The sequence below is a fragment of the Streptomyces sp. NPDC052682 genome, assembly GCF_040678435.1.
Classification (GTDB): domain Bacteria; phylum Actinomycetota; class Actinomycetes; order Streptomycetales; family Streptomycetaceae; genus Streptomyces.
In genome coordinates this window covers 75,428-87,972 of the sequence record NZ_JBFATS010000001.1, presented here as the reverse complement: position 1 = coordinate 87,972, position 12,545 = coordinate 75,428, and the positions used below count along the sequence as shown (strand labels likewise).

The window sequence follows — 12,545 nt, the reverse complement described above, 5'->3', positions numbered from 1 at the left end:
GGTCAGCTCAAGCGCAGTTGCTCAGCGAACTCGGCGCACGGGATGGCGCCGTGCATCGCCGCGTCCCGAAGCTGGCAGTAGCGCAACACCTCGGCGGGTTCCGTGATGACCTCGACGTCGTGGAACACGTCCGCAGCGTCGAAGCGGAGCCGTGCCACCAGCCGACTGTCGAAGATCCAGAAATCCTCCTCGCCGAGCAGCCGTGCCTCGGCCTCGCTGCGGGGCAGGCAGCGGATGTCCTCGCCGGCCGCCGTGTTGCGGGGCGAGTCGGCGAGGAGGAACAACTGGCCTTCGGTGGGCGGCTCGTCGACCACGCGCACGCGCCCGATGCGTTTCCCGGCCGCGACCTGGCGGCGGATGTTCTGCGACCAGTCGTCGTGGTAGTCCAGGGTGATGGATCCGGTGCGGACGAATTCCCGGTACGTGGGGTCCTCGCGGTCGGAGGCGTAGCCCCGGCGGGTCTCCAGCCGCCACGCCGTGTGCTCGAAGGTCTCGAAGAGCTTGCCGAACTCGTCCAGGTCGATGATCTTCGGCACGCGCGGCATCTCCCTCGGGGCGTGGTTCACGAGCAGCTCTCGGGGCACCACCACCGCGACATCCTCCGGCCCGAAGTGCTTGAGACGGGCGAGGTCTTCGGGGTCGGTGAGCGGCGGCCCCTGGACGATGATGTCACCGCTCGTGGTGTCCTCGTGCAACGCCGGGCAACCGCCGTTCTTGCTGTCGGTGCCCGTGAACCGCAGTCGTCGCGTCATGGACGTCCTCCCGTTGATCGCTGGTGCCTTCAGCATCACCACGCCAGAGGCCGCGTACTACAGCCTGCGCACGACTCCGTGAGACCACAAGAGAACATCCGGTGATTCCCCGAGAACATTCGAGAACACCACATGGCAGCGGCCCACGCCACCTCCATACGGTCCCGGCATGGCATCAGCACCCTCGACGCCAGACGTCGACCCCTTCACGGCCGTGGAAGCCCTCAGGGCAGCCCTGGACCAAGCCGAAATCGTGCTGCCGTCGTTGGCGGTAGACCCGGCCTCGCCGAGCCTCCGCCTCGTGGACCTGGGACGCGTACGCCCCGACGTAGCCATGCGGCTGGCGGACGCACTCCGGCGAGAGGACCGCTCGGCATGAAGGCGAACGCAGCCACGCCCCGCCGGTACGAGGCCGGCGAAGCGTGGCTCGCCAACTGCTCTGCGCACCCGGACCTCGCCCGCAAGGCGTGGAGCGAGGAAACCCTCGCACCCATAGCCTCTGGCACCCACTGGCTCGTCGCCGAGTCCCACCTGCGCCACGCACTGCCCGCCGCCGTACGCATCGGCAACGAGCGACGCGGCCCGGTTCTCGCCCACCCCGAAGGGGACAGGGCCTGGTGGCTAGTGCCTCCCGGGACCGAAGAGCAGCTGTCCGGCGTGCGCTGGATGACAGTGAAGCCGAGCGGCTGGACGCTGCTCTGCCCGCCAACGGGCCGGCAAGTAGACGGCCACTTCTGGCTCTGGCGCCCCGACGGCTCCGGCCACCTCACCGACCCAGCTGTACTGGCCGCCGCGTACGGCCCCGTGGCTTTATCGAGCAGTAGCGACGTCGCTTGTCGATGGGTTTGGGAGGCGCCCTGTTCCACGGATGGGTGATGTCGACGAGTTTGGGAGGCACTGGGGTTCTTGCCAGGGCAGCATCGGGATGCTCCTGGTGAAAGGTGCTGGTCATGCCGCGGATGTCGAAGGTCGAGCTGTACGCGGCGATCCGGCGTGACCACCGTGGCGGCATGTCGATGCGGGAGCTTGAGCGCAAGCACGGTGTGACGTGGCGGACGGTGCGAAAGGCGTTGGATTCATCCTGGCCGGAGCCGCGTAAGAAGCTGCCGCCGCGGGCGACCGGAGTGGACCGCTACAAGTCGGTGATCGACGAGATCCTGCGGGCGGACCTGGATGCGCCGCGCAAGCAGCGCCACACGGTCACCCGGATCTTCCACCGGCTGGTCGAGGAACACGGCGCCGACGTCTCCTACGGGATGGTGCGCTACTACGTCGCGGCCCGGAAGCCCGAGATCCTGGTCGAGTCCGGCAAGGCGCCGCTGGAGGCGTTCGTCCCTCAGACCCACCAGCCCGGTCACGAGGCGGAGGTCGACTTCGGCGACGTGACGATCCGCCTGGCCGGCGAGCTGGTGACCTGTTATCTGTTCTCCTTCCGCCTGTCGTATTCCGGCAAGGCTGTCCACCGCGTGTTCGCGTCCTGCGGGCAGGAGGCGTTCTTCGAAGGCCACGTCCACGCACTGCGGACGCTGGGCGGAGTTCCGCGAACCAAGGTCCGCTACGACAACCTCAAGGCGGCCGTCGCCCGAGTGCTCGGGCTGAGCCGGGCGAGGGTGGAGGCGGACCGGTGGATCGCATTCAAGTCGCACTACGGCATCGAGAGCCTCTACTGCCGCCCAGGCATCGAGGGCGCCCACGAGAAGGGCGGCGTCGAGGGGCAGATCGGCTACTTCCGCCGCAACCACTTCGTTCCGGTCCCCGAGGTCTCCTCGCTCGCCGAGCTGAACGAGATGGTCGAGCAGTGGGACCGGCAGGACGACGCCCGCCGGATCGGCTCCAGGTCCCGGACCATCGCCGAGGACTTCGCGCTCGAACGGCCGCTGCTGATGCCGCTGCCGGAGGAGCCGTTCGAGACCGGGAGGCTGTTCACCCCTCGGGTCGATCGCTACGGGCAGATCCCGGTCCGCACGAACCGCTACTCGGTCCCCATCCGGCTGATCGGCAAGCGAGTGCGGGTCATCCTTCATGCCTCTCACCTGGTGGTTTACGACCACAATGTGGAAGTGGCCCGGCACGAGCGGCTGATCGCCAAAGGCGCCGTCCGTCTCGAACTGGACCACTACCTGGAGGTCCTGGTCCGCAAACCGGGCGCCTTCCCCGGCTCGACCGCTCTCGAACAGGCCCGCTCGGCGGGCAAGTTCACCCCGGTCCACGACGCCTGGTGGACCCAGGCCATGAAGATCCACGGCGAGCGGGACGGCACCCGCGCGCTGATCGAGGTACTGCTTCTTGGACGCCACATGACGCACGAGCATGTCGTCGCCGGCCTGGCCGCAGCCCTGCGGGCCGGGGCCATGACCGCGGATGCGGTCGCACTGGAGGCCCGCAAGGCCGCCCAGGCCGAGACCGAGCCCGCTCCAGACGCCCGGGCCCTCGGCCAGCCGTCGGCGACGGTGACGTCCCTGCACGAGTGGCGGCTGGCGCATCTTCCGCCGGACACCAGGCCGCTGCCCTCGGTGTCTCACTACGACCAGTTGCTCCGACGCCGCCGCACCAGCGGCAGCGGCCACAGTGAGGGAGAAGCGCAGTGACCATGCCCCGCCAGCGAGGCTTGACCGAGCAGGCCGCCGACGCCGCGATCGACTCTGCCTGCCGCTTGCTGCGGCTGCCGTCGATCCGCAACGAGTTCTCCGACATCGCCGACCGGGCGATGAAGGACCAGATGACCTACCGCGGTTTCCTCGCCGAGCTGCTGATGGCCGAGTGCGACGACCGGGCCCGCCGCAGGTCGGAGAGGCGGATTAAGGCGGCCGGCTTCCCCCGGGAGAAGTCCCTACGGAGCTTCGACTTCGACGCCAACCCCAACATCGACCCGGCCACCATCCACACTCTCGCCAGCTGCGAATGGATCAAGAAGAGTCAGCCGCTCTGCCTGATCGGCGACTCCGGCACGGGCAAGTCCCACATGCTGATCGCCCTGGGCACCGAGGCCGCGATGAAGGGCTACCGCGTCCGCTACACCCTCGCCACCAAGCTCGTGAACGAGCTGGTCGAGGCGGCCGACGAGAAGCAGCTGAACAAGACGATCGCCCGCTACGGCCGCGTCGATCTCCTCTGCATCGACGAACTCGGCTACATGGAACTCGACCGGCACGGCGCCGAACTTCTCTTCCAGGTCCTGACCGAGCGTGAGGAGAAGAACAGCGTCGCGATCGCCTCCAACGAGTCGTTCGGCGGCTGGACCAAGACCTTCACCGACCCCCGCCTCTGCGCGGCCATCGTCGACCGGCTGACGTTCAACGGCACCATCATCGAGACCGGCACCGACTCTTACCGCCTCGCCAGCACCCGGGCCCGAGCTGAGGAGCCGGCCAAGGCCGGCTGACGACTGCCACTGCCTGTCTCGACGGCCTGCCGCCCTGATGGGCGGCGGGCCGGCCCGCATTCGCGGGCAGTGCTGCCCAGTCGCGGGATTCGATCGGCTCAGTCTTCAGCGCTGTCGTCATCGACGGGACGCAGGCGGCGTCGGGCTTCCTCGAGCCGCTCGTCGTAGTCGGGGAAGAACAGAACGGGGAGCATCTTGTCGAGCTGGCCAGCGATTCTATGGATCGGGGCCCATGCGGCTGGATCGTCGACCGTGTTGCTGAGGTCGGTCATCTGCAGCCGCTCCAGCCAGTCGGACAGGATCGTCGCTTCGTCGCGGGTGAGCTTGATCGTGATCTCTGGGTCTTCCATCCCGGCCCCACCCCTTTGAACGGCGACTCAACGTTCGACGGCACAACCTACCGATCGCCAGGTTCATGAGACCGACCAGCCTTCACCTGAGCGGCACACGTGCCGTCATCTCTCGTCGACATTCCCGAGCCGGTTGATCACCAACTGCCTCCGCAACCCATCGACAAACGCTGTTCCTAGAGATGAACGAAGCCAGCCCCGGCTGGTACCGACGCCCCATGGAGGTGTGAGCATGACGGTGACCGACACCGAGGCTGCACACGTTGACCCCGACTTGAAGAAGCTGGGCGAGCAACTGCTGCGTACGGCAAGGGCCAACCGCTACAAGGCAGCCGCCCAGGCCCTCGTTGAAGAGAAGACGATCCTGTCGAACCCCGCGGTACGCCGTGCGCTGATCGTCGACACCAGCCGCGGCAAGGCCTGCAACTGGGAGGGCCTGGCGGGCCATCTGTACACGGTCGGCCTGGACGAGGCCCAGCGCGCGTTCCTCGGGCTGGTGATGTCCATGGTCGGCATGGGGCATGTCCCTCTGTCAGCCGTAGAGGTTCTCGACGAGCGCCGTCTGGTCATCATGCAGCGGGCTCTCCTGCGGCTGGCGAGCAACGACACGATCGCGGTGGGCACTCTACTGTGAGTCAGGCCCCCGCTGCCGGTGCACGCAGATGGCGCCGGCGGCGGGACGAAGCGGCGGCCACCCCTGCCCCCGTCGGGGGTTGCCGCTCAGCTGACGGGGTCGGCCAGCAGCCTGTTGACGGCGTCGGCGATGAGCAGAAGATCCGTGAGTTAGGGGGCGCCCCGAGCCGTCTCGTACCGGTGGACCGTCGGGCTACCAACCCCCATGTCGGCGGAGACGACGATCGGGAGCGGTACGCCAAGGGGTGCGCGCCGGACCGCCACGCGGCGGGGATGTCATCAGCGCCCGGAGGTGCTGAGGTGTACGGAGCGGACCCTCGCATCGGCGGAGATGACGCCCCGGGGATCGCCGTGACGTTGCGCAGGTTCGGACCACTCCCACGTCGGCGGGGACGACCACGTGGTCGGCGAGCGGCTGAAGTACTTCACCGGACCACCCCCGCGTCGGCGGGGACGACCAGAAAGCGATCGAGCGGTACACGCAGCAGCTCGGACCACCCCCGCGTCGGCGGGGAGGACGCCGGTCACCTCGTCCTTGCGGTTGGCGATGGCGGACCACCGGAGGACCAGTACCGCAAGCGGTTCGAGCGGGCCTGGGGCGGACCACCCCCGCGTCGGCGGGGAGGACATCAGACCGCGGGCGATCCAGCGGCCCTGCGCCGGACCACCCCCACGTCGGCGGGGAGGACGGCCGCCACCGGAGCGGCACCTGCTCGCGCTTCGGACCACCCCCGCGTCGGCGGGGAGGACGGCGGCGGGGTCAGTGACCAGCCGTACAAGGACGGACCACCCCCGCGTCGGCGGGGAGGACCCACTGCCCGAAGGTTGGGAGCACGGCCGGCACGGACCACCCCCGCGTCGGCGGGGAGGACTACAAGGGCGCCTACTGCCCGCCCGGCGTGCCCGGACCACCCCCGCGTCGGCGGGGAGGACGAGGCGCCGAACACGCGGATGCCGGATGCGTCCGGACCACCCCCGCGTCGGCGGGGAGGACGTGGTCGGGGCGACCGTGAATCCCGGGGCGGACGGACCACCCCCGCGTCGGCGGGGAGGACAAGTACGACGACCCCACCGCCCACCAGGTGCGCGGACCACCCCCGCGTCGGCGGGGAGGACTAGGAGGCTCGGCGACACATGGCGCACGGCACCGGACCACCCCCGCGTCGGCGGGGAGGACTCGATGATGTTTCGCTTCAGCGTCCGCTCGGTCGGACCACCCCCGCGTCGGCGGGGAGGACACCGGCTGGCTGCGGCAGGAGCCGGGTGACGGCGGACACCCCCGCGTCGGCGGGGAGGACTGGTACTTCACGGTGCGCACGGACACCTTGAGCGGACCACCCCCGCGTCGGCGGGGAGGACCGCACGTCCTCATGCAGGGCGTGATGGTTGGTCGGACCACCCCCGCGTCGGCGGGGAGGACACTCCTAGCCCGCGTGGGGGGAGCCTGGCCGGGCGGACCACCCCCGCGTCGGCGGGGAGGACGTGTCGAAGGTGGCCGAGGACGAGCCGAAGGCCGGACCACCCCCGCGTCGGCGGGGAGGACGTGTCGAAGGTGGCCGAGGACGAGCCGAAGGCCGGACCACCCCCGCGTCGGCGGGGAGGACTCGACGGCCTCCACGATGATTTCGTTGCGGGCCGGACCACTCCCGCGTCGGCGGGGAGGACCAGATGCTGCTGTGCACGGTGGCCCGCTTGGACGGACCACCCCCGCGTCGGCGGGGAGGACCCACCAGCGCGGCACGAAAGCGTGCCTGGGAACGGACCACCCCCGCGTCGGCGGGGAGGACCGCCACCACCGCGTCCAACGCGGCCACCGTGGCGGACCACCCCCGCGTCGGCGGGGAGGACGCCGCCAGGGCCGCGGGGACCACGATGTAGATCGGACCACCCCCGCGTCGGCGGGGAGGACTCCAGGGCGCCGTCGAGCATGGCCGCCGGAGGCGGACCACCCCCGCGTCGGCGGGGAGGACACCGTGGGACCATCCGTCCACCGGAGATACCACGGACCACCCCCGCGTCGGCGGGGAGGACATCGTGGGACCATCCGTCCACCGGAGATACCACGGACCACCCCCGCGTCGGCGGGGAGGACTACGGACTGACCTGCTAATTTTCGCGCGCAAGCGGACCACCCCCGCGTCGGCGGGGAGGACGTGACCGCGCCGTTGTACCCGGCGATGACGAGCGGACCACCCCCGCGTCGGCGGGGAGGACAGCATGAACCCTCCCTGTGCCAACAGTGCACTCGGACCACCCCCGCGTCGGCGGGGAGGACTCGGCCGGCCTGTCCCTCGTCGTGACCTTCAACGGACCACCCCCGCGTCGGCGGGGAGGACATGACTGCCCCGACCGCGAGCACTTCCGCCGACGGACCACCCCCGCGTCGGCGGGGAGGACGCCGACTCGCAGACGGACTCCACCCGCGGCACCGGACCACCCCCGCGTCGGCGGGGAGGACCTGTTCGGGGCTTTTCCCGGCTGCTGGCCGGTCGGACCACCCCCGCGTCGGCGGGGAGGACGGCGGCACCGCCCGCCCCGGGTTCGCCCGCTGCTGGACCACCCCCGCGTCGGCGGGGAGGACACTTCGTGACCTGGCGTTAAACGGTCGATTTACCAATCCTTTACCGAAGTGGTGGGCGCATGCGTCTTCCACTGAAGCTCCACACCGGGACTGTATCGGAGCGAAGTGACACGGGCCTGTCAGTGGTACGTGGTTGGGTCGGCGGACATGCCTACGTTGCAACAGGAGGCCCGAATTGATGCGCAGGCTGTCTGTGGATGAGTCCGCTTGGGGGAAGGCGCGTGGGCTGGACCCGGAGCTCCCGCCGTATCCGCTGGTGCGTCATCTGCTCGATGCGGCGGCCGCGGCGCTGTTCCTGTGGGACCGGTATCTCTCGGAGAGCCAGCGGCTGTGTATCGCAGCCGGGCTGGGGATGGCAGGTGATCTGGCTCGGGCGCGGGCGGTGACCGCGCTCTGTGCTGGGCTGCATGACGTGGGGAAGCTGTCGGGCTTCCAGTTGTGTGACGCGCGTGCCCGTGAGCTGTTGAGTGATGCTCTTCGCAAGGATCGCGGGCGGATCGGCGTGGAGCGAATGCCGCACGAGGTGGCCGGGATGCGTGCGGCCGCTGGAGTTCTGATGGCCTTGGGGTTCCGCGATGGGGACGGCTCCGTCAACGCTGCGGTGCGCCGGGTGGCGGAGATCATCGGTGGGCATCATGGTCGCTTCCATGAGGCGGTGGATCTGGATTCGGCGAACTTGGATCTGCTGGGCGGTCCGGCTTGGGCGAGGCAGCGGGAGGCGCACGCTGGCGTCGTATTCGAGGTTCTGGGCACACCGGTGCCCCCGGAGCGGGTAGAGGCGCCGGCGGCGGTGTTGGTGACCGGTGTGGTGATCCTGGCCGACTGGCTGGTCAGTCAAGAGCAGTACCTGTGCCGTCGGCAGCGGGAGCTGGGCACTTCCCTGGCCGAGCATTTTGAGCGGTCGTGCACGGATGCCGAACGCCTGGTGAGTGAGGCGGGACTGCTGCCGGTGGAGGTGGAGCGGAAGGACTTCGCGGAGGCGTACGGCATCACGGGGAAGCCGAATCCACTGCAGCAGTCGGTGGCCGAGGAACTCGCGGCTGCTGTTGATGCGGGTAGCCGGACAGCGGATGGCGGGCGGAAAGGTGGAATTCTGCTGGTGACCGCAGCTCCCGGGGACGGTAAGACCGAGACTGCTCTGGAGGCGGAGCGGGTGCTGTCGGAGCGGTTCGGCACCCGGGGGTTCGCGTTCTTGCTGCCGACCATGGCGACCAGTGACCAGATGTATGGGCGAGTGGCTGGCGTGGTGGCCCGGCAGGCGGGGAAGGGGGCCGGGCTGACACTGACGCACAGCATGGCCTGGCTCAACAGCGCCTATGCGGAGGACGAGCTGGGCAGCTGCCTGCGGGTGCTGACGTGTGAGGGGGAGGAAGGCAGCGCTGACGGTCCGGTGCGGCGGGAGGCGGACATGCGGCCTCGGCGGTGGCTGCGCGGTGCGAAACGGCCGCTGTTGGCGCAGTTCGCGGTGGGCACCGTGGACCAGGCGCTGATGGCGGTTTTGCCGGTGCGGCACAACGCGCTGCGGCTGCTGGCGTTGTCCGGCAAGACGTTCATCCTGGACGAGGCCCATGCCTATGACCCGTACATGCAAGTGCTGTTGGGCCGGTTGCTGAACTGGCTGGGCTGGTACGGGGTGCCGGTGGTGTTGCTGTCGGCGACGCTGCCGGCCTCGGTGAGCGACCGGTTGATCAAGGAGTACCTGAAGGGGGCGGGGCTGAAGAAGTCGGAGTTGCGGGGCCGCACGTTCATGGCGCCGTATCCGGGCTGGCTGTATGTGGATGCAGCAGACGGGGAGTGTACGCAGATCTCCCGGGAGCGGCAGACCGAGCAGGCCGCATCGCGGAGGATGCGACTGTCGGTGCAGGTGGAGCAGGTCGTGCACAGTGCGGGTGGGGGTGGGCGGAATCGCCTTGCGGTGATCCAGCGGCTGCTGGAGCCGGTGCTCGAGGGTGAGGGTGGCTGCGGTCTGGTGGTGTGCAATACCGTCGCCGAGGCCCAGCAGACCTACCTGAGCCTGCGCACGCACATGGCGGGTCGAGGGCGGACCACGGGTGAGGGGGACGTGCAGTTGCTGCACGCCCGCTTCCCGGGCGAGGAGCGGGAGCGGCGCACCCAGACGGTCACCTCCGGGCTGGGCCGTTCCGGACCCCGTCCGGAACGGCGGATCGTGGTGGCGACCCAGGTGGTGGAGCAGTCGCTCGACCTGGATGCGGACGTGGTCATCAGTGATCTGGCCCCGCTTGCGCTGCTGCTGCAGCGGGCGGGCCGCTGTTGGCGGCACGAGAGCTGGTGGGAGCAGCACGGGCGTCCGGAGGGCCGGGGCCGGCCGGCCTGGGCGAAGCGTCCAACGCTGGTGGTGCTGGACCCGCTGGCTGGCGGCCGGGGCGTGCCGGGTCAGTGGGGGGAGGTGTATCCCGAGTTCCTTCTCCATGCCACCTCTGAGGTTCTGGCGCGGCTGGGGGAGAAGCCCGTCAAGATCCCGGAGGACGTGCAGGAGCTTGTTGAGGACGTGCATGGAGAGCGCGGGGATCGATTCTCCTGGGACGATCCGGCGAAATCAGCCGCTTATACCGCCTATCGGGGCAAGGAGCTGGCGGATCGGAGTGTGGGGGACGTGCTCGTCATCCCCCGGGCGCGTAGCGTGCCCGGCCTGCACAGCCTGCACCATCTGCGCGGTGCGGAGGAGGAGTGGGAGGCGGCGACCCGGCTCGGCGCCGACGCCGTCCGTCTGCTGTGCGTCTACGTGCGCGCCGACGGCACCGTCACCTTGGATGGCGAGGGCACTCGGCCGCTGCCCGGCCTGGACGGAGACCTGACGCCCGCGGACGTGCGGGCCGTGATGGCCCGCACCATCCCGGTCAATGCGTACTGGTTCCAGGGGGACTCGGAAGCCCACCAGGTGCCGGACGGATGGGCGGAGCATCCGCTGCTCGGTGACCTCGTAATGCTTCGGCAGTCGTGCGCCGACGGACACGTTCTGCCGGTGCCGGTGGGGGGCAGGACCTTGCACCTGGACCCGGACTTGGGCCTGGTGCGGAAGTGATGCCCTGAGCCCGCCGGAAGCTGCGGTGTCCACTGGGTATGGGCGGCACAAGGGGATGGCTTCAAGTCGCCTTATTCGCAAGGGAGTTCGACTTAATGGCGACGGAGAGCCGTTGTCAGTGCCGCCTGCTTCACTGTGTCCACGGCTTCGCTCGTCACCACGAGGGGGAAGCACGGGGTCTTCGCGTGCCCGCGTGCAGCGAGGCAGACACAGAGGGGAGGGAGCATGGCCGACGGGTTCGACCTGCGCGACGAGCCCTGGATCCCGGTCCGGTGGGCGGACGGCACATCCAGCCGGTGCGGATTACGTGAGCTGTTCCATCATGCCCACGAGATCACGGACCTCGAGCTACCGGTACCGCCGGCTGCGTCCGGGCTGCTGCGCATCCTCGCAGCGATGACCGCACGCATCGCCCGCGACGGTGACGGTGTGCGCTTGGACGACGAGGACACCGCGGAGGAGGTCGCCACCTGGCTGGAGGTACGTGAGCGGATCCTTGCCGCCGGCCGGTTCGACACGACGGCCGTGGACGCGTACTTCGACGAAGAGGTGCCTGCGGGCCGCTTTGACCTGTTCGACCCAGTGCGGCCCTTCCTGCAGGACCCGCGTCTGGCCACTGAGTGCGTGAACGCGCAGGGCAGCCCGAAGTCGTCCGGGGTGAACAAGCTGGTCTTCGGGCGGCCCACCGGTGAGAACGGGGCCGTGCTGTTCGGTCACTTCACCGACGGCGAGCCGGTGGCGGTGCCGGCGGCCGAGGCCGCCTGGCACCTGATTGCCCAGCTTTACTACGGGCCTGCCGGACAGTGCACTCCCCGCCGTATCACCGACGTCCGCACCGGCAGCGGGGATGCGGGCCCGCTGCGCAAGGCGGTCTCTTACCATGCGTGGGGGCCGGATCTGTTCACGAGCCTCGTGCTGGCCGTCCCGGTACCGGACGCCGGCACGGACACGGACGTGCCGGATGCATGTCCCTGGGAGGCGGGCGATCTGCCGGACCCCCTCGCCCCATGCGCAGAGCTGACCTGGCCGGGACGACTGCTGACAGGGAGATTCCGGCACGCCGTGCTGCTGGTGCCGTCCGCGGACCGCGCCAAGGTCGTCGACGCCTACATCACCTGGTCCACTCACGAGCCCAAGCCGGACGCGCGTGATCCGTACGTCATCCTCGACCGCGGAAAGGAGGGCCAGCTGCGTGTCCGGGAGGCGGACGGGGCGCGGGCACTGTGGCGGGACGTGGACGCCCTGCTGTTGATGGAGGCCGGCCACGGCGCCCTGCGACCGCACAGCCTCAGCAGCCTTCCGCCGCGGCTGCGCCGCCACCTGTCCGTGCGAGCGTACGGATTCCACCAGGACGGCAAGCAGACGGACACCACCTGGTTCGAGGCCACCACCCCGCCCATCCTCCAGTGGCAGGAAGAGGCCGATCCGCAGATGGCCCGCCATCTGGCCCGCTGCCACCAGGCCGCCGAGGACGTCGGCGCCCGCCTGGAGTACGCCGCCCGCCTGGCGTGGAGACTCGCCACCGACACCAGCGCCGCTGCTAGCCCCAAGCTCGACAGGCGCAAGCCCGGACCGTGGGCCCAGGCAGCTCTCCGCCGCTACTGGCCCGCGGCAGAGCGGGAGTTCTGGCAGCTGGCCAGGCCCGAGCGGTGTGACACCGCGCCCCTGCCGCCGCTGGTGAATGCCGCGCTGGCGGCCCTGGACGACGCCATAGGAGCGGCCAACCGGGCCGACATCCGGGTCGCCCGTGCTCGCAACCGCGCCCGAGCAGCCGTACGCGCGCTGCTGCGGACAGCTGCCTGAC

9 protein-coding genes and 1 CRISPR repeat array are annotated in these 12,545 nt (G+C 69.8%); of the genes, 7 read left to right on the top strand and 2 right to left on the bottom strand.

Annotated features, from left to right (window positions below):
- Positions 1-2: 2 nt before the first annotated feature.
- Positions 3-752 carry a DUF6879 family protein gene (locus tag AB0K80_RS00300; protein WP_365664263.1) on the bottom strand — a complete coding sequence of 250 codons (750 nt, stop codon included), beginning with the start codon at positions 750-752 and terminating at the stop codon, positions 3-5.
- 169 nt (positions 753-921) lie between these two features.
- Here AB0K80_RS00300 and AB0K80_RS00295 point away from each other — a divergent pair, with 169 nt between their 5' ends.
- From AB0K80_RS00295 to istB, 4 genes are all read left to right on the top strand, one after another.
- Complete coding sequence (locus tag AB0K80_RS00295) at positions 922-1,131, top strand: hypothetical protein (protein WP_365664261.1); 210 nt, start codon at positions 922-924, stop codon at positions 1,129-1,131.
- Positions 1,128-1,628, top strand: a complete 501-nt coding sequence (locus AB0K80_RS00290) for a hypothetical protein (protein WP_365664259.1) — start codon at positions 1,128-1,130, stop codon at positions 1,626-1,628. The genes AB0K80_RS00295 and AB0K80_RS00290 overlap by 4 nt, the downstream gene beginning before the upstream one ends.
- A gap of 83 nt (positions 1,629-1,711) precedes the next feature.
- The gene (gene istA, locus AB0K80_RS00285) at positions 1,712-3,340 is read left to right on the top strand and encodes an IS21 family transposase (RefSeq protein WP_365664917.1); all 1,629 of its coding nucleotides are present in this window, start codon (positions 1,712-1,714) and stop codon (positions 3,338-3,340) included.
- Positions 3,337-4,134, top strand: coding sequence for an IS21-like element helper ATPase IstB (istB, locus tag AB0K80_RS00280; RefSeq protein WP_193469777.1), 798 nt, complete (start codon positions 3,337-3,339; stop codon positions 4,132-4,134). Before istA ends, istB begins: the two co-directional genes overlap by 4 nt.
- Before the next feature lie 98 nt (positions 4,135-4,232).
- Here istB and AB0K80_RS00275 read toward each other — a convergent pair whose 3' ends face one another.
- On the bottom strand, positions 4,233-4,484 hold the full coding sequence (locus AB0K80_RS00275; protein WP_193469778.1) for a hypothetical protein: 252 nt from the start codon (positions 4,482-4,484) through the stop codon (positions 4,233-4,235).
- Between the two features lie 232 nt (positions 4,485-4,716).
- On the opposite strand from AB0K80_RS00275, the gene AB0K80_RS00270 reads away from it, so the two are divergent.
- The 3 genes from AB0K80_RS00270 to casA all read left to right on the top strand — a co-directional run bounded on the left by AB0K80_RS00270 (position 4,717) and on the right by casA (position 12,544).
- A complete protein-coding gene (locus AB0K80_RS00270) occupies positions 4,717-5,118 on the top strand; it encodes a hypothetical protein (protein ID WP_365664257.1) in 402 nt (133 codons plus the stop codon).
- Positions 5,119-5,716: 598 nt separating this feature from the next.
- Positions 5,717-7,698: a CRISPR direct-repeat array (repeat unit 29 nt; unit sequence CGGACCACCCCCGCGTCGGCGGGGAGGAC).
- Between the two features lie 178 nt (positions 7,699-7,876).
- Positions 7,877-10,741 carry a CRISPR-associated helicase Cas3' gene (gene cas3 / locus AB0K80_RS00265; RefSeq protein WP_365664255.1) on the top strand — a complete coding sequence of 955 codons (2,865 nt, stop codon included), beginning with the start codon at positions 7,877-7,879 and terminating at the stop codon, positions 10,739-10,741.
- Positions 10,742-10,966: 225 nt separating this feature from the next.
- Positions 10,967-12,544 carry a type I-E CRISPR-associated protein Cse1/CasA gene (gene casA, locus AB0K80_RS00260; RefSeq protein WP_365664253.1) on the top strand — a complete coding sequence of 526 codons (1,578 nt, stop codon included), beginning with the start codon at positions 10,967-10,969 and terminating at the stop codon, positions 12,542-12,544.
- Position 12,545: the final 1 nt, after the last annotated feature.